This is a genomic window from Citrobacter sp. Ce006 (assembly GCF_030336535.1).
Classification (GTDB): Bacteria; Pseudomonadota; Gammaproteobacteria; order Enterobacterales; family Enterobacteriaceae; genus Citrobacter; species Citrobacter europaeus.
On the sequence record NZ_JAOWDO010000056.1, the window covers coordinates 140,224 to 161,839 of the forward strand.

Here is a 21,616-nt window from a genome sequence, read left to right on the forward strand (position 1 = left end):
CCTGTGCTACTTAGTCCCACCAAATATCGAAAAGTTCGCTGGTACGCACTTCTTCAAGTTTGTGTTCTTCCAGCCACTTACGCACGATAGCCTGATGTTCTTCGGTGCATTTGCCGATTTCCTGCAGACAGATCAGACCTTCCCAGGCCAGATAGCCGCTGCCGTCAAAGGCCAGTTTGTTCGGTTCGATAACTTCATTGATAAAGTCATCAACGATTTGATCGACCTGCTCTCCGGATGTACCTTCCGGGAAACGCCATGCAACCGAAAATCCTATTTCCTGGAATTCGTCGATGTGCATCTTTTTACGCAGACGACGGCTACGGTTCTTTGCCATTATTTCACCCTCTCGAACATTAAGTCCCATACGCCGTGGCCAAGACGATGACCACGTTGTTCAAATTTGGTTACCGGGCGCGATTGTGGGCGCGGTACATAATCGTTACTCTCTGACTGGTTTTTATACCCGTCAATTGAGGACATTACTTCCAGCATGTGCTCCGCGTAGGCTTCCCAGTCGGTTGCCATGTGGAACACGCCGCCCAGCTTCAGCTTGCTTAAGATATGCTCAGCAAACGGTACCTGAACGATACGGCGTTTATTATGACGTGCTTTATGCCACGGGTCAGGGAAAAACAGCTGAACCATAGATAAAGAATTGTCAGGAATCATTTTATGCAGGACTTCAACGGCATCATGGCACATGACGCGCAGATTCTCGACGCCCTCTTCATGGGCTGAAGCCAGACACGCGCCAACACCCGGCGAGTGAACCTCAATGCCGAGGAAATTTTGTTCCGGGCACGCTTTCGCCATCGCCACCAGCGAAGCCCCCATACCAAAACCGATTTCCAGCGTGACTGGCGCGTCGCGACCAAACAATACTGCGAAATCCACAGGCTCTTCGCTGAACTCAACGCCCATCACCGGCCAGTAGTTTTCCAGCGCGTGTTCCTGCCCTTTCGTCAGTCGCCCCTGGCGACGAACAAAACTACGAATCCGGCGCAGCGGGCGGCCGTTTTCATCAAATTCCGGTGAAATGACGTCGTTCTTCATAAAAGTTTAGTCTGCTGTGATTGAGTTCTGAAAACGGGCATTATCCAAAGTTAGTTGCCGGATGCAAGTAAAGGAAGAAAGTGAGCAGCGGAAAGTTCCGGTTTACACCCCGTTGCCGCTGTGCTGCAATCTTGCCCCCGGCAATAATGAAACGGTAATCATGCAAGCGTCTCAATTCTCGGCTCAGGTTTTGAGCTGGTACGACAAATACGGGCGGAAAACGCTGCCCTGGCAAATTGACAAGACGCCTTACAAAGTATGGCTCTCTGAGGTGATGCTGCAACAAACTCAGGTTGCCACCGTCATCCCCTATTTTGAGCGCTTTATGGCGCGCTTCCCAACGGTAACGGATTTAGCCCATGCGCCGCTGGATGAAGTCCTGCATTTATGGACCGGGCTGGGCTATTACGCCCGTGCGCGAAATCTGCATAAAGCGGCGCAGCAGGTTGTGACGCTGCATGGCGGCATATTCCCGCAAACCTTTGAAGAGGTGGCCGCCCTGCCTGGCGTCGGGCGTTCAACCGCAGGCGCGATCCTTTCTCTCTCTCTGGGTCAGCATTTTCCGATTCTCGACGGTAACGTCAAACGTGTGCTGGCTCGCTGTTATGCTGTAAGCGGTTGGCCGGGTAAAAAAGAGGTTGAAAAGAAACTGTGGGAGTTGAGCGAGCGGGTTACGCCTGCCCACGGCGTTGAGCGATTTAATCAGGCGATGATGGATTTAGGCGCCATGGTCTGTACGCGCTCAAAACCTAAATGTTCCCTGTGTCCGTTGGAAAATGGCTGTGTGGCAAGCGCCAATGCAAGCTGGGCGCAGTACCCTGGTAAAAAACCCAAACAGACGCTACCGGAACGGACGGGCTATTTTTTACTGATGCAGCATGATGAAGAGGTGTTGCTCGCGCAGCGGCCACCCAGCGGCTTATGGGGTGGTTTATACTGTTTTCCGCAGTTTGACGATGAAGATGGGCTACGCAACTGGCTGGCGCAACGACAAATTAACGCAGATAATCTGACCCAACTTAATGCGTTTCGCCATACCTTTAGCCATTTCCACTTAGATATTGTGCCTATGTGGCTTCCCGTGTCTTCATTCAGCTCATGCATGGATGAAGGCAACGCGCTCTGGTATAACTTAGCGCAACCGCCGTCGGTCGGACTGGCGGCCCCCGTGGAGCGTTTGTTACAGCAATTACGTGCCGGCACCCAGGTTTAACGTACCGGTCGATAGAGAGGATTTTTTATGAGCAGAACGATTTTTTGCACTTTCCTGCAACGCGAAGCAGAAGGACAGGATTTTCAGCTGTACCCGGGCGATCTGGGAAAACGTATCTATAACGAAATTTCTAAAGAAGCATGGGCGCAATGGCAGCATAAGCAAACCATGCTGATTAACGAGAAAAAACTCAATATGATGAACGTCGAACACCGTAAGTTACTGGAACAGGAAATGATTAACTTCCTGTTTGAAGGTAAGGATGTGCATATTGAAGGCTATACGCCAGAGTCATAAGAACCGTTGCCGGATGGCGCTGCGCTGATCCGGCCTACGATTTAATCTGGTCCTTGCAAATAACAAACACAACACGCACTCCCGGAATGATGAAAAAATTTCTCGCGCTTGCCGTTATTGCGCCGTTGCTCATCTCCTGTTCCAGTTCGACCAAAAAAGGCGATTCCTATAACGAAGCCTGGGTCAAGGATACCAACGGTTTTGATATTCTGATGGGGCAATTTGCCCATAACATTGAGAACCTGTGGGGATTTAAGGAAGTGCTGATTGCGGGTCCGAAGGACTACGTCAAGTATACCGATCAGTACCAAACCCGCAGCCATATCAACTTTGATGACGGTACGATAACCGTCGAGACCATTGCCGGGACAGATCCCGCCGGACACCTGCGCCGGGCGATTATCAAGACGTTGCTAATGGGCGATGATCCGGGTTCTATCGACCTCTATTCCGATGTCGATGACATTAAGATTTCCAAAGAGCCGTTCCTGTACGGACAGGTGGTTGATAATACCGGCCAGCCCATTCGTTGGGAGGGACGAGCTACCAACTTTGCCAACTATCTGCTGCAAACGCGACTTAAAAGCCGCAGCAATGGCCTGCGTATCATCTATAGCGTAACGATCAATCTGGTGCCGAACCACCTTGATAAGCGCGCGCATAAGTACGTCGGCATGGTGCGCCAGGCTTCTCGTAAGTATGGCGTCGACGAGTCGCTGATTCTGGCCATCATGCAAACCGAATCCTCGTTTAACCCCTATGCGGTCAGCCATGCCGATGCACTGGGGCTGATGCAGGTGGTACAGCACAGCGCCGGGAAAGATGTGTTCCGCTCGCAAGGTCGCTCAGGCACGCCAAGCCGTAGTTTCCTGTTTGACCCAGCCAGCAACATTGATACCGGTACCGCCTATCTGGCAATGCTCAACAATGTCTATTTGGGTGGCATCGATAATCCAACCTCGCGTCGCTATGCGGTGATCACCGCGTATAACGGCGGCGCGGGCAGCGTGCTGCGCGTATTCTCGAACGATAAAATTCAGGCCGCGAATATTATTAACAGCATGTCCCCGGGAGACGTTTATCAAACGCTGACCACCCGACACCCTTCTGCTGAATCACGTCGATACCTTTACAAGGTCAATTCCGCACAAAAATCATATCGACGCCACTAATGTATCCCTCTTCTGCCCCCTGAAACGGGGGCCAGAAGAGCCAAAAACGTTAACCCCATCACTCTTTTGCTTTGCAAGCAGAAATTGTTTGCAAATATTTGTCACAGGTAACAAAAAAAGAGTGCCTCTCGTTGATAGAATCACATCATATAGCCACGGCAAATGTGCCTTTTAAAACATTCATCCGCATTACGGTGTGAGGAAATTAACATGAATCTTAAGCTGCAGCTGAAAGTTCTCTCGTTTCTGCAGTTCTGCTTATGGGGTAGTTGGCTCACTACCCTCGGCTCCTATATGTTTGTCACCCTTAAATTCGATGGTGCATCCATTGGCGCAGTATATAGCTCGCTGGGGATCGCCGCCGTGTTTATGCCTACACTGTTAGGGATCGTGGCTGACAAATGGATCAGTGCGAAATGGGTTTATACTATTTGCCACCTGGTCGGCGCTGCAACGCTGTTCGCCGCAGCCGAGGTCACCACGCCAGGCGCCATGTTCTTTGTGATCTTGCTTAACTCCCTGGCTTATATGCCAACGTTGGGGTTAATCAACACTATCTCTTACTACCGCCTGCAGTCAGCCGGGATGGATATCGTTACGGACTTCCCGCCAATCCGTATCTGGGGCACCATCGGTTTTATTATGGCAATGTGGGCCGTAAGCTTCTCCGGCTTTGAACTGAGCCATATGCAGCTGTATATCGGTGCGACGCTGTCCGTGGTACTGGCGCTGTTCACCCTGACGCTGCCGCATATTCCGGTCGCTAACCAGCAGAAAAACCAGAGCTGGACGTCTATGCTCGGCCTGGATGCCTTCGCGCTGTTTAAAAACAAGCGTATGGCGATTTTCTTTATTTTCTCGATGATGCTGGGCGCAGAGCTGCAAATTACCAATATGTTTGGTAATACCTTCCTGCACAGCTTCGATAACAACCCGCTGTTCTCCGGCAGCTTCATCGTTGAACACGCATCGGTGATGATGTCGATTTCGCAGATTTCCGAGACCCTGTTTATCCTGACCATCCCGTTCTTCTTAAGCCGTTACGGCATTAAGAACGTGATGCTTATCAGTATTGTGGCGTGGATGCTGCGCTTCGGCCTGTTTGCCTACGGCGATCCGACTCCGTTCGGTACCGTGCTGCTGGTGCTGTCGATGATTGTTTACGGCTGCGCCTTCGACTTCTTCAACATCTCTGGCTCTGTATTCGTAGAGAAAGAAGTTCGCCCTGAGATCCGCGCCAGCGCACAGGGTATGTTCCTGATGATGACCAACGGCTTCGGTTGTATTCTGGGCGGGCTGGTGAGCGGTAAAGTCGTTGAATACTATACGTTGAACGGTATTACCGACTGGCAGACCGTGTGGCTAATCTTCGCAGGTTACTCGCTGGTTCTGGCTTTTGCCTTCGTTGCGCTGTTTAAATACAAACACGTACGCGTTCCGGCTGGCACCCAGACTATCGCGCACTAATCTGTAGGCCGGATGACGACGTCAGAGCGTCTTATCCGGCCTACAATGTTTCAATGACCAGGCCGGATAAGCGTTGAGCGCTATCCGGCTTTTATTTCACAACATAGCCATACAGACGTTTAATGCCGTCTGCATCTGTCTCACTGTAAACCCCTTGCAGCTCCGGCGAGAAGCCCGGCAGCAAGTTTACGCCCTCTTCCAGCGCCAGGAAGTAACGTTGCACCGCCCCGCCCCAGACTTCACCCGGTACCACACAGAGCACGCCCGGAGGATAAGGCAGCGCACCTTCCGCCGCAATGCGCCCAGCGGCATCACAAATACGCACCAGTTCAACATCACCGCGGATAAAAGCGCTGTTGGCATCCTGCGGGTTCATCGCCACGGCAGGTAAACTCTCCTGACGGAACATCGCTTTTTGCAGATCTTTCACATCAAAGCTAACGTACAGTGAGTGCATCTCCTGACACAGTTCACGCAGCGTGTAATCCCGGTAACGTACCGGATACTTATTGAAGATGGTGGGTAGCACATCTGCCAGCGGCGTATCGTCTTCAATATGCTGCTCAAACTGCGCCAGCATCGCCACCAGTTGTGCCAGTTTCTCCGCGCTTTCTGCCGGGGTCAGCAGGAACAGAATCGAGTTAAGGTCGCATTTCTCCGGCACTATGCCGTTTTCCCGCAGGTAATGCGCCAGAATCGTCGCCGGAATACCAAAGTCGGTATATTGCCCGGTTTGCGCATCAATACCCGGAGTGGTTAACAGCAGTTTGCAGGGGTCGACAAAATACTGGTCGCGCGCGTAGCCGGAAAAACCATGCCATTTAGCGCCAGGTTCAAAGCTAAAGAAGCGACGCTCGCTGGCAATCACCTGCGTCGGATAGCTTTCCCACGGTTTGCCATCAACTACCGGAGGAATAAACGGCTGAATCATCTTGCAGCGGGTAAGAATCGCTTTACGGGCCTCAATCCCCAGTGCCACACACTCCGCCCATAGCCGACGGCCACTCTCCCCTTCGTGGATTTTGGCGTTAACGTCCAGCGCCGCAAACAGCGGGTAAAACGGACTGGTGGAAGCATGCAGCATAAACGCATTGTTCAGACGCTTATGCGGGCAGAATCGCGCCTGGCCGCGAATATGGTTATCCTTTTTGTGGATCTGTGAGGTTTGCGAAAATCCGGCCTGCTGTTTGTGCACCGACTGAGTGACAAAGATCCCCGGATCGTTAGCATCAAGATCCAGCAGCAGCGGTGACCCATCGGCCATCATCGGAATAAATTGTTCGTAACCGACCCATGCCGAGTCAAACAGGATGTAATCACACAGATGACCGATCTTGTCGATCACCTGCCGGGCATTGTAGATCGTACCATCATAGGTACCGAGTTGAATGATCGCCAGACGGAACGGGCGCGGCCGATCGGCCTTTTGCGGCGCAACGTCACGAAGTAGCTGGCGCAGATACTCCTCATCAAAGCAGTGCTCGTCAATGCCGCCAATAAAGCCAAACGGATTACGCGCAGCTTCCAGATAAACCGGCGTAGCGCCGGCCTGGATCAGCGCGCCGTGATGGTTCGACTTATGGTTGTTGCGGTCAAACAGCACCAGATCGCCGCGCGTCAGCAGCGCATTGGTCACCACTTTATTGGCCGCCGAGGTCCCGTTCAGCACAAAGTAGGTTTTATCCGCGTGGAAAACTTTCGCAGCAAATTTCTGTGCATGTTTCGCAGATCCTTCATGAATCAGCAGATCGCCAAGCTTAACGTCGGCGTTGCACATATCCGCGCGAAACAGATTCTCGCCAAAGAACTCGTAGAAATGCCGGCCCGCCGGATGCTTCTTAAAAAACTCACCGTGTTGGTGCCCCGGGCAGGCAAACGTGCTGTTCCCCATTTCGACATACTGGGTGAGCGTGTCATAGAACGGCGGCAGCAGCTCTTCCTCATACTGGCAGGCAGCAGACTCCAGCTCCAGCCAGTCCTGAGCCTGACCGCAAATGACCGCATTTATACCCGCAGGCACATCGACATCGACATCAGATTCTGCGAACAAAAAGACCGGTATATGAAAACCGGTGCGTTTCAACAAAGCCAGGATCCCACTGCGGCTGTCCGCAACGGTAATGACGACTGCCGCAACGTCAGTAAAATCGGTACCATCCAGCGACACCACCTGACGATGACTGGACAGACGAGAAACCAGTTCACCACTGGCGGCAATTTTCATTGATTTCATAAGCGCAATAACCCGTTTCGGGAAAATCAAAAGTCCCGGACAAAGCCGCATTGCTTTGCCCACGAAATGACAGGTCAAACTGGTTACCAGCCCCGACCGCCAGACATCAGTAAAAGCAGATAGCCTCTGATTTTACTGTTATCCTGCAGTGAGCGTGCGCTGCCCTCACCGCATGGTGAGTGCATAAAGATAAGTCGCAGGAAGGGGTAAACGTCGCGCAAAAAGGCGATATTGAAGGCGATGTAGGGGGAATAATATCATCCCAGGCAGCCCCATTCAGACAGGAGAAAATTCGCGCAATCATGGCACCTTTCACTTACAGGCGCAAGATAAAATCCGGTGCCAAAACCTCACAGATAAACAAGCATTTCGTCTGAAAATAGCGGCATAATAATGCAATCTGAAACATAATTTTACCCAGCTAATTGCCTTTAGCATCAAGACGATAATGGGTATGCAGGAGCAAATGTGGTAATCGGACCCTTTATTAATGCCAGCGCCATTTTATGTGGTGGCGTTCTCGGCGCGCTGCTTAGCCAGCATATACCAGAACGCATTCGGGTCTCCATGACCTCTATTTTCGGACTGGCTTCGCTAGGGATTGGTATCTTGCTGGTTATCAAATGCGCCAACCTACCGGTGATGGTTCTGGCAACGCTGATCGGCGCATTAATTGGCGAGTTTTGTCATCTGGAAAAAGGGATCAATGCTGCGGTCGCCAAAGCGCAGCAGGTTTTCACCCGTTCGGATGCCAATGCAACGCACGAATCTTTTATTCAAAGCTATGTAGCTATCATCGTGCTGTTTTGCGCCAGCGGTACCGGGATCTTCGGTGCGATACATGAAGGGATGACCGGCGATCCTAATATTTTAATCGCAAAGTCGTTTCTCGATTTCTTCACGGCTATCATCTTTGCCTGTTCGCTGGGAATTGCGGTATCCGCCATTTGCGTACCGATGCTGACAATCCAGTTATCGCTTGCTACCTGTGCAGCACTGATTTTACCCCTGACAACGCCAGCTATGATGGCCGATTTCAGCGCCGTAGGCGGGCTATTGCTGCTGGCAACCGGTTTACGTATTTGCGGCATCAAGATGTTTGCGGTGGTGAATATGCTTCCTGCTCTGCTGCTGGCAATGCCACTTTCCGCCGCGTGGACGGCATTTTTTGCCTGAGAATGCGTGCAATTGCAGCAATGTGGTGATAGATTGTGCAGTCTGCATTGAATTGAAGAAATTTCGTTGACGAAGCGAAGCGAATCGGGTTTAATGCGCCTCGTTGCCCGGATAGCTCAGTCGGTAGAGCAGGGGATTGAAAATCCCCGTGTCCTTGGTTCGATTCCGAGTCCGGGCACCACTATTTAAAGAACCCGCCTAAAAGGCGGGTTTTTGCTTTTGGAGAAACGGACTCTCCATCGAACTTCGTTCGATTATTCGCCGTCAGCGACTCACCCCTGCGGGGCCAGCGCGACAAGCGCGCTGTTCAACGCCTACGGCGTTAGTCCGAGTCCGGGCACCACTATTTAAAAAACCCGCCTAAAAGGCGGGTTTTTGCTTTTGGAGAATAGTGACTATTCTCTCCTCACCGAACTTTGTTTCAACAGCGCATAACGATTAAGAAGCTGATTAATCCGCATATCAAGCTGCTGATACAAAGCGGGTGATACACTCCCCTGCACTTTGAACTCTTCATCTATTTGACGTAACAACTCTTCTGTCGGCGGCGTTTCGTCAAGCTGGCGGCGGATAGTGAAAATGGCTGATTTCAGCTCCGACCCTGTCAGATATTTACCTTTACGTTCATCAAGCGCATTTAGCTGGGCGGTTAACGCTTCCAACCCCTGCTGAGCATTATGCCAGTTTTGCAGAGCGCTTTCCGGCAACGCTTCGGTAGCTAACTGTTTTTGTAACCCGCTTTCAAATACTGTAGTCTGCGATTCTTCAGGCCACAGGGTAACTACCTGCTGCGCTAATGATGCGGCATATTCTCGCGACCACAAAGGTGACAGGCGATATAAAATATCCAATTGCCCTTGCGTTGCAGCGATTATTTCCTGCTTCTGATCCTTCAAATCTGAGGACTGCTTCAACGCGGATAATTGTTCAGGCGTCAGCACCTGAGGCAATGGCTTGATCAGATCATATCCGTCAGCCCGCATATGACTGGTACCAAGAAAAGCGCCTGCGCTCGCTGCCGCAGCAACCATAAAACCGATAGCAAACCCCAGCCACATCCGTCTGGTTCCCCCCTCGATTTGAGTAGTAAAAACCGCTGCGCTTGATTGCCCGGGTGATGCGGGTTCATTGACCACAAATACCAACTGTGGCGAAGACGTCTCAACATTATTAGTCGTACCTGAAGCCGGTATTATCACAACGGCCGATCCCGAATCCGCTTCAGACTTCTCCAGACGCAAAGCGGCATTGTGCATCCAGGTAACAACAGCCTCCATTTTACTAAGCGCTTTCAATTCAAGCCGTTGCAGCACTGCGCAGGCATGTTTTAAACTTTGTTCAACCCGATACACTTTTGATAAATCAGCATATGACAGCGTTAGGGTACGCAATTCTTGCTGTAAGCGGACAGACAACCATGCCAGGATCTCAACGCGGGCATGGGTTTGCTGTGGCCATATTGCACTCCAGTGATGCGTCAGTAATGCTTCCAGAAGTTCCGTGCTTTCGGCAAGTCCCTCCAGTCCCGCATTACGTATTCTGGCGACGGTGTACCAGGCAAGTGTTTGCAGTTCGACTCCGTTATGACGAAACAGCGCCAGGCTTAACTGTTCAACCTTTTGCCAGTCAACGTCCGGACGCGCAGGGTGAGTCAGCTTGCTAATTTCATCGCGTAATTGCCCAAACTCCATGAAAGCACGTGGATCTCCCCCGGTGCTGATGCGATTCTTTTCCATGTCAGTACACTCCAGTCTCAAGCCAACCCTGCCTCTTGAGGTGCCGAATCAGAACCCGCCCCTCAGGGGTAAAATCAGTGCCATAGCGAACAATGCCCAGGTCTTGCAGTTCAGCATCAATGGAATAACGCAAATGTCCCGGTGTTTCCTGCTGCTGCATCGTTACCTGAATTCCTTTTAGCCGCGGTTCATACTTCAACAAAACCTGAGAAAGCGTGCTAATAAGCTGATGTGCCGTACCTGGCATACCCTGGAGGATTTTGGTCATATCAGGCAAACCATAATCGGGTATATGTTTGAGACTACCTGCACGAGTATTCAAAATGCGCTGCATATTATCGAGGACGGATAAGATGACCTGCGTGTTTTCGCTGACTGCGTGCAAAGGAAAACCACCGGAAAAATTACCCAGCAAGATGTCATAAAGTGAAGGCTGCTTGACCATTACTCGCCCTCCTGCGCCATGAGTGCCAGAGTCTGGGTATTTAATTCGATCACTCGCGCATTATCAGGATCGAGATCTTCACGACGTAATACCACGCGCCAAGAATCTTCAGACAGATCGGGAGAAATAAACATTCCCGCCACGGCAACATATTGCGCTTCGTTTTCGAATGGAATATCGACAGCTACGCTTTCACCTGGTCGTACCCGAACATCTCTCTGAGCCAATAAATCTGCTTTAACCACCGTGCTGTCTTGTGCAAATAAAGACTGATAATTAGCCGAGTCAAATGCTTTACGATCTTTGAGTTGGTAAATACGTACGACCGTCGAAAGCGCGATGCCCTGTGCATTTTTATTAGCAGCTTCTCTGGCGGAAAGATCCAAATGCAGCGTTTTAATTTCCTTATAAAAGATCGACTTTGTTAATGACACGGTACCTTCAGATACTTTTTGCGTCAGACCACATCCGGTGACCAGACTGGTCATTCCGGTTATTACGGCAAAATTAATAGCGATAATCGCCAGTCTCATCGGCTTCCCTCCGCTGATCATGTTGACTAAGGCTCTGCCAAAGCCCAAGTTTAATTGTTATATGTTGATTCTTCGTTTCCGGGTTATCCAGACGCATAACGGCCGTACGGCCAAGCTGAACTGCACGTTCGCTTTTATTACTGGTAAGTTGAGCATGCGGAAGCGCCGAGCGAGGAATACGTAGTTGCAGCCTGGCATTCACTCTGGCACCTAAATAAACGTGCATCAGCGCGAGAAAATCATGATAAAGCTGGCCGCCCGGTAACCAGTCACGAACCTCATCGGTAACGCTCGTTGTAAGCGTAATGAGTACCTGACTGTTAATATCTACGGCGCTGCGTCCCATCACCGGACGAGAGTGGAGGCTAACAGGTTGCCGCGTGCTCATTTTTAACGCCTTATCCAGCAGGATTAAGCGTTTATCATGAGGAGTCACGGTAGTATTTGTTGTTGGCGATAATAAAGAAACCAGCGCGGATATACCCTCCGCCGTACGCGTTGGCATTCTCATTATTCCCAGCAGCGCCAAAAAACGCGATAACGGGGTCTCGGTTTGTTTGCCGCATCCCGGAATCCCCAATCCGGTCAACCCCAGTAAATATTGTGATGTTTCATCTGTTCCGCCTGGTCGAAAGGTCGCTGGATAGCTGTATTTTCGCCAGATTCGGTAAAACTGCGTAATTAAGCGATGGTTAAAAATATCCAGAAACTCAGCGGCAACGTCCGAACCTTCCTGGCGCTGGGCAATATCATCCTGATAGGTCGTCGGCAGCGGCGACTCCACGCCATACAACCCCATAAAAGTGACACGAACCGTTGGCGGCAGTGTGGGTTGCTGCGGATCATATTCTGCACTTTTAAGCTCACCCGCCGGAAACCCCATCCCCGGATGAGGGCGAAAACGAATGGCATCGAAGCGCGGACTTTGTTGGCTCCCAGGACCTGGCGCTTGCGGGTTCCCTTGTTCCAACAACTGACAGAAACGATAAAAATTGGTACGTGGCAGGTTTTCGCCAAGGCTATTTAGCAGCCGGGTAGCCGCTGATTGTGATTCTCTTTCCATCGCAAGCTTTTCCCTGCCGGCTGTATGATTAAAGTAAGCTGATTAAACAAATGAATATCCGCATACAATGCAAAAAAGCGATTAAGCATTTCACCAAACAGATGAATATCGCCTTCACCTGTAAATCCGTTCTCATCAAGCGTTATTTCGATGTCCACCCCACGAAGTAGAAATCCTTTTTCAAAGCGCTGTATTTCATGTTGTTGAACATTCATGATCGCATCCAGGCGACGATAATTAAGCTCATCATCCTGCCAGTTATAGAGAGACAACGTTCCTTTGAGCACTTCAGCGCTGGCCATCATATTCAGAAAGCTGGAGCCCAGGTGGCTCAACACTCGCCAGTGAAAACGATCCTCAGCGGGAGGGTAAGCAGGTAGCGTCGGTTTACACAGATTGCGCACGGCAAGGGGCGTCTGGAGGATCTGCTCACAACGATTGAGCAATGTACTTTGCAAAGCTCGCCGCGGTAGTTGACCGTTTGTGCCGGTCACTTTCAAAGACAAGGTTTCATACTCAGCAAGACGATCCCGTTCCCAGGCATCTCCTCCGAGGATCAGCCATGTATCATATAATCCGGATACGCCGCGTCTGACGCGAGTATGGTAATAACGCTCGGGCGCGTTCCGGCGCATCATGCCTCCCTTATGGCGAAAGCTGGTAAAAGGAGCATAAACAGCATTACGCGTTCGCTGTGAACCTGAAACTGCATCGACTGCATATATTTCCGTGTGGCCATCCTGCAACCTTCGCGGACGCAGCAAATATTCGCTTTCCAGACCATTAACTACCAGCGGATCGGCCTCAATCGTGAAAAGATTAATAACCGGAACGCAATGAAGACGGATGTTTTCACTCCCCACAGGAAGCTCAGAACTCCACTGTTGAGTCAGTACCGCTTCTATTTCAAAGCAGTCTATACCCGCAGGAAACGATATCTTTTCCAGACCGTTAAGATGGACAAACATAAATTTTTCGCGGAACGTAAAATACTCAAGCAACAATTGCCAGCCGCCAAACGCCGTATCCCCTTTTGGCCACAAACTGTCTTCATCGGCAAATCCGCCCGGGGAAAAGTAACCCTCCAGTCGAATACGTTCTACGCTGTTGGGGAGTCTCAAATAAAGAAAAGCCAGACGCTTTGTCAAAGCAAGGTGCAGTGCGTGGGTCACCGGCGCGTCACCGCTGAGGTAAAGGCTGAGGTGCGTCAGATCGGTTTGCGACCAGTCCATCTGTGGATTGCACTTTATTCGCATACGGATGACCGAGCGTCCGTCAGGTTCGGCATCGATATTCACCGCCGTGACAGACAGCGGATTAAGTGTGACGGGCTGAGTAGTACGATACTGACATACCGTTTTTTTAGGGCCAACGGGCTGTGACAATACGCCAAATCTCGCGTTAATCTGCTCGCTCATTTTTAGCACATCAATATCTGGTAAAAGCTCGACAACACTTAAGGAGGGAATGGTACGTAAATAATGCGGCCACAGCAGACTCATCAAGCCTTCGGTAAATTCAGGGAGATGATCGTCAATTTTAGCGCGCAATCGCCCCATCGAAAATGCAAAACCTTCAAATAACCGTTCCACATAAGGATCGGGTATGCCGGCTTTATCCAGATCCAGCATCGCTGCACGATCCGGATGCGCCTGCGCAAACTCTTTTGCCGCTTCCCTTAAATAACGCATTTCCGCGTCATAATAACGCAGAGTTAAATCTTCCATTTTATAGTTCGCTTATTTTGTTTTAGCCGCACAAAACGGCGGCTCTGGCAGGATCAATGGCGACCAAGCCGGACAAAAGTGAGTCCATCTCTGGCGCCAGACGCGCTTTGTCGCTTTCACTGCGGTTGGCTTTTAAACGCAGAAGTTTCAGCCGTCGCGCTTTAACTTCAAACAGTAGCTCAGGCTCCCATTGTTTGAGAGTGAGGGAGTGTGCTGTGGTATTCAATTCCCCAAGCAAATGCAGCGCGAGATCGTTGCACCCACATTGTTCCGTCAGACGGGCCATCAACAGTTGGCGTAACCAACGCTGTCGACCTGAAACAATGCCAGGACGTGCCTGAACCCAGGCGAGCGCGGCTTCAACGCCTTCGCTATCCGCCAGCACCAGGGCCTCACTTTCAAGTAGCAGAATATCGTCGTCCGCTCCTGCACTAGCCGCGGCGACTTTTTCAGTCTGCCAGTCACTTTGCTGTTGCACATCACGGGCTATCCACTCACGGGTGACATCGTCAGCAAAGGGGGTTCCATCGTTAAAAGCCAGCGTTTCCAGACCCGGCATCCGATGTAGCAGCATTTTCAGATCGCTGATGATAATCGCGGCATTTTTATCCCAAGGCGATCCCGCCCTCATTAATGCCTGATGAAGGTACCACTGCACGTCCAGCCAGAAATGATTCACTCCCTCAACAAATAAGCTGTCCGTTAACTCAATCAGTTCAGTCCAACTTTGCTGCAAATACAGACGTTTAAGCTGCGCGCGATAATCACTCTTGGGCGGCACCAGGCGCGTACGTCCGGCGCCATCTGGCGGAGGAAGCTGGCTGACCGTATCGAGCCGCACGCTTTTCATCAAATGATGCGCCGCCAGCCAGCCATCCGGCTGATCGCTTAAGTATTTTGCCAACACCCGTGCCTGTTCCAGCAGCTCACGACCAGAGGCAATACCTTTGAGGACGGGGGTTTCTGCGCTGTGCCGACTGGGTTGAGCACTGATATTTTGCGGTACCAATGCCTGAGCCCCGCCAGATTGGGCCAGACGGTTCTCCAGCGCGCTATAGAGCGCCCCAAGCCCAGGACGAATACTCTCCTCTCGCTGGCTAAACTGCTGCTCAAGCAGCATCAGCGCACCGGCGATCCGTTGCGCGTCAGGTCGTGAAACTTCGGGAAAACGCGCCAGACTATCCAGCATCCTCCCGCCTGCCAGCCATTCAAGGGCGGCCTTATAGCTGTTGGCTCTTAAAGGATGGAGAGAATCGCCATATTGCTGCATCAGGCCAGCCAGCAAAATCAGACCATCCGCCAGGCCGGACTCACCATCCTGATGCAAACGCGCCCATGTGTAGTACGTGACAACACGGACATCCTTACAGGTGTGGATCAGGATTTTTTCCGCAAGCTCAATGATGAGATCCGTTTGTGCACCAGAAAGTTTATTCACCTCCTCTCGCATATGCTGAAAATCATCGTCATAACCTGGATCTTCACCACCGGGGTTGGCTGCTGAAATGGGCAATAGCCAGTTTTGCCATAGCGCAGTCTGCGTTTGCGCCTGTTCCATTAGTTGCTGTTGTTCATCTGGCGAAGCCGTGCTGGCAGCCAATAGACGTTTCAGAGCGCTCATTCTTCTTCCTCTGAGGAAATCTTGCCGCTAACAACAAAAATTGCTTCTGGTAGTTCAAAGTCGCGGAGTTTGAGTAATGCGAGCGGACCTTCACCGGCTTCAGTTCGCAGGGTGTAGTTCAGCGGCAATCCATCCTGCGCAGTCCAGCGCAGGTTAAAACCGCTACTCACGCCAGCGTTATCGGTTATCTCCGCTTTCTCAAGCAGTCGGATCCACCCCCAGGTACCGGGGTTATCTGAGTAGATTCGGGTTCCCGAATTGGTGCTCACCCAGCTTAGGGTTGCCCCTGACGCTTGCGTATCAGCAGGCCAGACAACGTTTTTCCACGCTGGCATCTGATTAACGTAAGTGAGTTTCTGCCCATCCAGCACGAGGTCAGTCTGCATCACGTCCCGCGCCGTTCCGGGACGCAGTTCAAAACGCATCCCGGCTTCTCCACGAATAAATGCGACATCCGCAATTTGACTGAGTTGGTCCATCGCCTCGAGAAACGCCGGATTAAACTCCAGGCCCTGAGCATTCACCGTGTCGGCAACCCAGTGACTTCCCTGTTTATGCAGCACACCGCTTAAATGACTTTCGAGAAAATGCGGGATTCGCCCGTTATCGCTTCGCAGATATTGCGCCAGCAGCGGCAGAGAAGCCTCACTGCCAACATCGCGAAACGGATAACGTCCGCCGAATGCGCTGTTCCAGTCATTCACAATCAGCGCCTTCCATTGCGCATTCAGGCCCGCCGCGGTGGGTTGCAACACCTGCTGCCATGACTGCTCCAGTGGCTGAACAAACATAGTTTGACCAAATCCACTCCATGCTTGCCCCAGACTGGCAGCCACCAGATTGCCATAGTCACGCGTGGTGGTGAGATCGATGGTTTTACCCTGAAACACCGTTTGCGCCAGGGCCTGACTCATGCCTTGCGGATCGGCAGCGTTAGTAATCTGCTGGAGTTTCAGCCTGACCTGCGTTACCCGGGTCAGGTAGGTTTGCAGACTCAGATGACTGATATCCTGCCCAGCCGATTGTTCATCCATCAATGCCAGGATTGGCGAGAAGGTACTCGCCATAGGGCCTTCTTCCCGCGCATGTTGGTCAATGATTTGATTTTCTTTGGTGTTAAATAGATCCTTTGCCGACTTCACCAGCGAATCCGACAGCGCTTCTCCGGTTAACCCTGTGCGTCCCTGAACGGCGAGCGTATTCATTAACGCAACCAGAGGAGACTGACGGATATCTGCAATCAACGTGAGTTGATCGATAGCATCACTTAGCGTCTGGGTGCGCTTCCAGCGAATACTGTTGAGAAAATCCAGCCAGTTGTCGGCAAAATCCGTGAAGTAACGCTCGCTAAGACGCACCTTTAAGGCCTGTGGAGAGAGAGGGTCACTTGCAGAATGCGTATCATCTCCCAGCACCTGATCCATTTCTTCCCGACGGTTGTTGACGATTTTCTCAATGGCGGGCAAAACCTCCTCTTCCCAGGCTTTGCGGGTATACACGCCAGCAACTGAACTGCGGGTATAAAATACGTGCTCTGCCCGGGTATCGCCGGTCATGTCTTCCAGACGAAGATCGGTGTAATGCGGCGTTACCTGTTCAATGATTTTCTGATACAGGGCGGCTTCGCCATTGCGGATCCCCATCTGACGAATTAACAGCGTTCGCACCTGGCTAATAAGATTTTTATCGGCTGCTATCTTCCATTCAGGATGCGCCTGAAGGTTCTCTCCCCAGAATTGCCAGAGCCCAGGGCCAACGCCCTGCCATGATGCGCGCGAAATACCCGCTCGCTCCGGCCAGTCTTGCATCAGCGCCTGACTAAAAAATGACGCCTCCATCTGCTCAGGCCGCGAAAGCATCAGATACATTTTCAACTGGTTGTAGGCGATCTTTGCCTGGGCGGCAAACTGCGGGCTGTCTGGAGCCAGTCGGGTTAAAGCCGTTAATTCCTGGGTAAGATGTTGGGCGGCTTCATCACGCAGGAGCGGAATAGCGATACGCGTATAGCGCGGCCATAGTGCATCCAGCAGAGCATCATTTTGGCTTAAGCCGAAACGGTAGTACCACGGCGTCCCATTCTGCTGACGCCAGCGAAGCATGCCTGGCGTTTGCTGCAGAGCAGACAGCGCCGTAAGACGCTCGGCGAGCGGTTTATCCGCACCGCCTGCCAGGCTCGCCTGGTCCAGACTTTCGCCAATCAGATTGCGATTAGCCAGAAAAGATACCACCATTCCCGCCCCCCATAGCAGCATCAAACCGACTGTACAGACGGCCAACACGCGCATCCCTGAACGGCCTGTACGCTGTGCCTTTAGTTCAGCAGGTAACGCAGGGAGTGAATCAAGCAGCGCACGCCAGCGCTCATCACGCATCCAGGCATGCGCGATGAGCGATGAAGTATCTTCCGCATACTGGCTCATGATTACCGCCGCCAGCGGCAGAGGCCGATGCGGGCTGAAAAAAGTGGACAACGATTCGCTGATGGCTTCTGCGCCAGGCATCAGCAAATTAGCCATTTTCAGTAAGAAATTATCGCGGATATTTCGCGTAACCTGCTGCGTACCCTGCTCCGCCATCTGCATTGCCAACGAGGTCAACTGCGAACGACATAAAGCCGTGGTGCATCCTGCAGGGAACAAACACGTCGCAGAGTGCAAGGTTACGTCATCCCGGACGAATTGAGCGCCATTCAGCGACCAAAGGTATACCGGTACTCGCCAGCGGAGCGTGGTAAAAACAGCCTGAAGATGGCGGGCGGCATTATCTATTTGTTCTGCGGTTAAAGAGACAACAGGTGCCGATTGAACCAGTGTATCCTGGTGCTGAAAAGTGGGGGTTACCCATACAATCCCATCCAGCGGACGCCGATGCAGCTTGCGTATCGCATCAAACAACGAGGCATCTGGCGTTTCAGTGAGCGTACCTCCCCAGATTAACACCACGCCATCCCCTTCAACCCAGCGCTGAGTGGTGAGTTTTGGCACCAGTTGCTCAACCTGAGAGGCATCCCCCATCACCAGCAGGATACGCGTTTTGGCGCGCCAGCGGCGACCGTAACTCTGACGAAGATATGTAAGTACATGATTTAAAATTTCAGCACGACTATTTTTAATAGCTTTCTTTGATTTACGCCCAGAATTACTTAAACCAGACAATAGGTTAAAACGCTGAAAATAACTTCTTGAAATAATCATTTGCCATAAACGAACAATTGCATCATCAAAAAGTAATATTGTGATACATATACCAGCAACTATCAGTGACGCATTTAGTTTTTTCTCCATGGTTGAAATATGAATCAATGGATTTTCTACCCAAATGAAAAATCCCCCCGTAGCTACTATCAGCATAACAATAAACCACGTACTTACACGCTTATTATTTTTCACATCATCACCCTTCATCAAGGTTATACCGGATGAACAATAAGCATATGAGTGGTTTTATCATTAATTAATAGCCATTGTGCCATATTTGATTTAACAGCATGTTCGTTAGCACATATTAAAATAATATTCCCAACTACCGAGTTCAGCTTACCAAATGTATCATCCAACACGAAATCTCCTTTTTTCGATAACATATATCCAGATTGTTCCATTGACTGGAGTACCAGAGCCAATGTTTCGCTTTGTGTCTGGCTACGCCAAAAAAACCACGGCAGATCTGTCGTTATGTTTCCCCATAACGTCACGGTTGTTACTGATTCCCCAGGCTCGTCCATAACTACCGGACGATGTATCCATGACTGCGGTGTTACATGATGTTGAGTTAGCCAGTCTGGTGAGGCCAGCAATATAGCAGATACCGATTCGACCTGCTGGTCTCGTGGTTCAAGAAACAAATTAATCTCAATAGAAAGAATTAATGTCGACTCCTGATAATCCAGACACTTATCAATCCACATTACTCCGTCACTTTCTGCGCAGATAGTCAGATTTTTGTCATCGAAAGAGAATAAACAAACCCGACGCCAAACGGTATTAATCGTTTCATTCTTCAGCGTACCATCATGTTGAATACGGATATGGAGACTTCCAGAAAATTCCTCGAATTCTGGTTGTAACTGTCGAATAATATCCGTCAGTAATTGTTCCATGCGTCGCAGATAACCGCCCTCACTCACATCTCTAAGTTGTGGGGAAATTAGTGCAGTACTTAACATCCTCTGATATTGAGGGTGAAAAAATGGTTGAAGTTCACTCCCCCCTTGTAAAAGCGCCGCTGCCAGTTTATTTCTGGCGACTGGAGTAATATATGCTGTTGCCAACACCCCCATAGCTAATTTTCCTAAAGCAACCTGCTCATCGTATTGCTGCTGGTGTAAGTGATTCCACCAGATGACACGATCACGTTCATTTTCATAACGTCGCAATTGAAAAACATAACCTATAGAACTAATTAAAAAAGGAACAAAAAGAGAGCAAAACCAAAACCAGATTGTATGTGTAGATTCATTTTCACGCCAAAATGAGAATACTAATACTGCCCCAAAAACAATACAGAGAAGTATGGTAATTAACCAACGAAATTTATCTGGGGGGACTGGTAATTCGGTTTTCTCTGGGATCTTTTTAAGATCGATTGGCATATGTTACAGCCTTCCAGCAATAGGTAATGAGGAAATTAATGTACAACCACATCCACAACGGTGACCATGGAGAGCGATAGGCTTACCATTAATTCTGGAACCGAAATCTCCTTCAATTATAATTGTTTCGCCATGTATTGGGCAGAAAACTTTATCCAGCATACAAGAAACCGGCAATCCCATAAAAATAACGCCAGAACTCCCTTCAAGGACAATACCGCCATGAGTCGTTTTATCTGAAAGACGAATAACGCCAAGCATATTTCACCCTCTTTATTTCGAACAAAACTATCCGATATCAACTGATAACATCTTCCACATGCTCTCTTCCTGGATCATAATAATAGTAATATCGAATACATTACCATCATTAAATTTAACACTTCCTGAAAGTACACCTCTGCCACCTTCGACGGATATATTATTAAAACTATAATCCTCTATATTTTCAAAATTATAAGATTTCATTGCCAACTTAAAATCTTCACTTGTGATCTTCTCGCGCATCTCACTAGCAGTTTGTGCATAGGCTAATATATAGGAATTTTCACGTAACAAATCTATTTCAGCTCTTGCAGCCTCCTTAACGCCTGTCGTCATAAAAAACACAAAGGAAAGAATAGATATTGTTAGAATAGCGATAAATGCCAGACAGGCAAAAACTTTCAATTTTGCTGACCGCTTCTTCCCAACATAAAAAGTTGATTTTATTCGCCAACCAGATTCTTTTATGACATTAAAAATAGGAGCGGTGACACTGGATGATTCAAAATCGTAACTGTAAACCTTTCCTAACTCTCCATTCTTCTTTAGTCCCCAGGCTCCACCTAGTTTGAATTCTTTCCTCCGACCTAACTGAAATTCTTTTTTAAAACCAATTTTTTCCGGTCCAGCCTCCCATTCACTACTGGTTGATTTCTCCTGATAGCCAACCTGCTTACCAACATCATCAAATAAAAGCTTGATCTGAAACCTTCCTTTTAAACCGCCAACACCATAGATATTTTCCCATTTCGCATCGACATAATCACAAATAACAACAAGGTCATTGCCATCCTCCTGTATAGTAAATGGAGCATCATGATATTCATTTAAATCCAACAATCGTTTTTTTAAGGAAATTAAGGAGCAAGGTCCCGATGATGGCGCAGACATATTTTGAGGCATAATTCTCTCTTCTCAATTAATAAATAACAGTAAACGTTTATTTCACCGCCTCCGCAGCGTTCACCGCACAGCGTACAGTGGTGCCATCGGGATAAGGCTTGTCTTTAATGGCATAGCCG

The 21,616-nt window shown here is 50.0% G+C and carries 18 protein-coding genes and 1 tRNA gene; 6 read left to right on the plus strand and 13 right to left on the minus strand.

Going from position 1 to position 21,616, the window contains the following annotated elements:
• Positions 1-10: 10 nt before the first annotated feature.
• Complete coding sequence (locus OGV94_RS04410; protein WP_043017549.1) at positions 11-337, minus strand: YggL family protein; 327 nt, start codon at positions 335-337, stop codon at positions 11-13.
• Positions 337-1,056 carry a tRNA (guanosine(46)-N7)-methyltransferase TrmB gene (gene trmB / locus OGV94_RS04415; protein WP_043017550.1) on the minus strand — a complete coding sequence of 240 codons (720 nt, stop codon included), beginning with the start codon at positions 1,054-1,056 and terminating at the stop codon, positions 337-339. Before trmB ends, OGV94_RS04410 begins: the two co-directional genes overlap by 1 nt.
• Before the next feature lie 160 nt (positions 1,057-1,216).
• Here trmB and mutY point away from each other — a divergent pair, with 160 nt between their 5' ends.
• The 4 genes from mutY (at position 1,217) to OGV94_RS04435 (ending at position 5,205) form a co-directional block, all read left to right on the plus strand.
• Positions 1,217-2,269 carry an A/G-specific adenine glycosylase gene (mutY, locus tag OGV94_RS04420; protein ID WP_043017992.1) on the plus strand — a complete coding sequence of 351 codons (1,053 nt, stop codon included), beginning with the start codon at positions 1,217-1,219 and terminating at the stop codon, positions 2,267-2,269.
• A gap of 27 nt (positions 2,270-2,296) precedes the next feature.
• Entirely contained in the window at positions 2,297-2,566 is a 270-nt protein-coding gene (locus tag OGV94_RS04425) for an oxidative damage protection protein (RefSeq protein WP_003027126.1), read from the plus strand.
• Between the two features lie 86 nt (positions 2,567-2,652).
• Positions 2,653-3,738, plus strand: a complete 1,086-nt coding sequence (mltC, locus tag OGV94_RS04430; RefSeq protein WP_003825397.1) for a membrane-bound lytic murein transglycosylase MltC — start codon at positions 2,653-2,655, stop codon at positions 3,736-3,738.
• Positions 3,739-3,948: 210 nt separating this feature from the next.
• Positions 3,949-5,205: a nucleoside permease gene (locus tag OGV94_RS04435; RefSeq protein WP_043017551.1), complete on the plus strand. Its 1,257-nt coding sequence runs from the start codon at positions 3,949-3,951 to the stop codon at positions 5,203-5,205.
• Positions 5,206-5,296: 91 nt separating this feature from the next.
• Here the strand turns inward: OGV94_RS04435 and OGV94_RS04440 are convergent, their stop codons facing one another.
• Positions 5,297-7,438, minus strand: coding sequence for an ornithine decarboxylase (locus tag OGV94_RS04440; protein ID WP_286522688.1), 2,142 nt, complete (start codon positions 7,436-7,438; stop codon positions 5,297-5,299).
• A 468-nt stretch (positions 7,439-7,906) separates the two neighbouring features.
• Between OGV94_RS04440 and OGV94_RS04445 the strand changes: the two genes are divergently transcribed.
• Complete coding sequence (locus OGV94_RS04445; RefSeq protein WP_286522690.1) at positions 7,907-8,614, plus strand: DUF554 domain-containing protein; 708 nt, start codon at positions 7,907-7,909, stop codon at positions 8,612-8,614.
• Between the two features lie 105 nt (positions 8,615-8,719).
• A tRNA-Phe gene (locus OGV94_RS04450) sits at positions 8,720-8,795 on the plus strand.
• 214 nt (positions 8,796-9,009) lie between these two features.
• Here the strand turns inward: OGV94_RS04450 and OGV94_RS04455 are convergent.
• The 10 genes from OGV94_RS04455 to OGV94_RS04500 are packed head-to-tail and all read right to left on the minus strand — an operon-like array spanning position 9,010 to position 21,497.
• A complete protein-coding gene (locus OGV94_RS04455; RefSeq protein ID WP_193145347.1) occupies positions 9,010-10,350 on the minus strand; it encodes a VasL domain-containing protein in 1,341 nt (446 codons plus the stop codon).
• Position 10,351: 1 nt separating this feature from the next.
• The gene (gene tssE / locus OGV94_RS04460; protein ID WP_043017589.1) at positions 10,352-10,795 is read right to left on the minus strand and encodes a type VI secretion system baseplate subunit TssE; all 444 of its coding nucleotides are present in this window, start codon (positions 10,793-10,795) and stop codon (positions 10,352-10,354) included.
• Positions 10,795-11,328: a type VI secretion system lipoprotein TssJ gene (tssJ, locus tag OGV94_RS04465; protein WP_043017590.1), complete on the minus strand. Its 534-nt coding sequence runs from the start codon at positions 11,326-11,328 to the stop codon at positions 10,795-10,797. The genes tssE and tssJ overlap by 1 nt, the downstream gene beginning before the upstream one ends.
• On the minus strand, positions 11,303-12,391 hold the full coding sequence (gene tssG / locus OGV94_RS04470; RefSeq protein ID WP_080626115.1) for a type VI secretion system baseplate subunit TssG: 1,089 nt from the start codon (positions 12,389-12,391) through the stop codon (positions 11,303-11,305). Before tssG ends, tssJ begins: the two co-directional genes overlap by 26 nt.
• On the minus strand, positions 12,352-14,118 hold the full coding sequence (tssF, locus tag OGV94_RS04475; protein WP_080626114.1) for a type VI secretion system baseplate subunit TssF: 1,767 nt from the start codon (positions 14,116-14,118) through the stop codon (positions 12,352-12,354). The genes tssG and tssF overlap by 40 nt, the downstream gene beginning before the upstream one ends.
• A gap of 22 nt (positions 14,119-14,140) precedes the next feature.
• On the minus strand, positions 14,141-15,739 hold the full coding sequence (gene tssA / locus OGV94_RS04480) for a type VI secretion system protein TssA (RefSeq protein ID WP_043017593.1): 1,599 nt from the start codon (positions 15,737-15,739) through the stop codon (positions 14,141-14,143).
• A complete protein-coding gene (locus tag OGV94_RS04485; protein ID WP_286522693.1) occupies positions 15,736-19,143 on the minus strand; it encodes an ImcF-related family protein in 3,408 nt (1,135 codons plus the stop codon). The genes tssA and OGV94_RS04485 overlap by 4 nt, the downstream gene beginning before the upstream one ends.
• Before the next feature lie 5 nt (positions 19,144-19,148).
• Positions 19,149-20,330 (minus strand): KPHS_23130 family T6SS system protein, encoded by a 1,182-nt coding sequence (locus tag OGV94_RS04490; protein ID WP_043017595.1) that lies wholly within the window; start codon positions 20,328-20,330, stop codon positions 19,149-19,151.
• Positions 20,331-20,333: 3 nt separating this feature from the next.
• Positions 20,334-20,591: a PAAR domain-containing protein gene (locus OGV94_RS04495; RefSeq protein WP_071887387.1), complete on the minus strand. Its 258-nt coding sequence runs from the start codon at positions 20,589-20,591 to the stop codon at positions 20,334-20,336.
• 27 nt (positions 20,592-20,618) lie between these two features.
• Positions 20,619-21,497 (minus strand): hypothetical protein, encoded by an 879-nt coding sequence (locus tag OGV94_RS04500; protein WP_080626110.1) that lies wholly within the window; start codon positions 21,495-21,497, stop codon positions 20,619-20,621.
• Positions 21,498-21,616: the final 119 nt, after the last annotated feature.

Bases quoted from the DNA above. Each gene is read 5' to 3' on its own strand.
- OGV94_RS04425 (WP_003027126.1), top strand. From the start codon at position 2,297: ATGAGCAGAACGATTTTTTGCACTTTCCTGCAACGCGAAGCAGAAGGA.
- tssJ (WP_043017590.1), bottom strand. From the start codon at position 11,328: ATGAGACTGGCGATTATCGCTATTAATTTTGCCGTAATAACCGGAATG.
- tssE (WP_043017589.1), bottom strand. From the start codon at position 10,795: ATGGTCAAGCAGCCTTCACTTTATGACATCTTGCTGGGTAATTTTTCC.
- OGV94_RS04500 (WP_080626110.1), bottom strand. From the start codon at position 21,497: ATGCCTCAAAATATGTCTGCGCCATCATCGGGACCTTGCTCCTTAATT.
- OGV94_RS04485 (WP_286522693.1), bottom strand. From the start codon at position 19,143: ATGAAGGGTGATGATGTGAAAAATAATAAGCGTGTAAGTACGTGGTTT.
- mltC (WP_003825397.1), top strand. From the start codon at position 2,653: ATGATGAAAAAATTTCTCGCGCTTGCCGTTATTGCGCCGTTGCTCATC.
- OGV94_RS04490 (WP_043017595.1), bottom strand. From the start codon at position 20,330: ATGCCAATCGATCTTAAAAAGATCCCAGAGAAAACCGAATTACCAGTC.
- OGV94_RS04455 (WP_193145347.1), bottom strand. From the start codon at position 10,350: ATGGAAAAGAATCGCATCAGCACCGGGGGAGATCCACGTGCTTTCATG.
- mutY (WP_043017992.1), top strand. From the start codon at position 1,217: ATGCAAGCGTCTCAATTCTCGGCTCAGGTTTTGAGCTGGTACGACAAA.
- OGV94_RS04410 (WP_043017549.1), bottom strand. From the start codon at position 337: ATGGCAAAGAACCGTAGCCGTCGTCTGCGTAAAAAGATGCACATCGAC.
- OGV94_RS04440 (WP_286522688.1), bottom strand. From the start codon at position 7,438: ATGAAATCAATGAAAATTGCCGCCAGTGGTGAACTGGTTTCTCGTCTG.
- tssG (WP_080626115.1), bottom strand. From the start codon at position 12,391: ATGGAAAGAGAATCACAATCAGCGGCTACCCGGCTGCTAAATAGCCTT.
- OGV94_RS04435 (WP_043017551.1), top strand. From the start codon at position 3,949: ATGAATCTTAAGCTGCAGCTGAAAGTTCTCTCGTTTCTGCAGTTCTGC.
- OGV94_RS04495 (WP_071887387.1), bottom strand. From the start codon at position 20,591: ATGCTTGGCGTTATTCGTCTTTCAGATAAAACGACTCATGGCGGTATT.
- trmB (WP_043017550.1), bottom strand. From the start codon at position 1,056: ATGAAGAACGACGTCATTTCACCGGAATTTGATGAAAACGGCCGCCCG.
- tssA (WP_043017593.1), bottom strand. From the start codon at position 15,739: ATGAGCGCTCTGAAACGTCTATTGGCTGCCAGCACGGCTTCGCCAGAT.
- tssF (WP_080626114.1), bottom strand. From the start codon at position 14,118: ATGGAAGATTTAACTCTGCGTTATTATGACGCGGAAATGCGTTATTTA.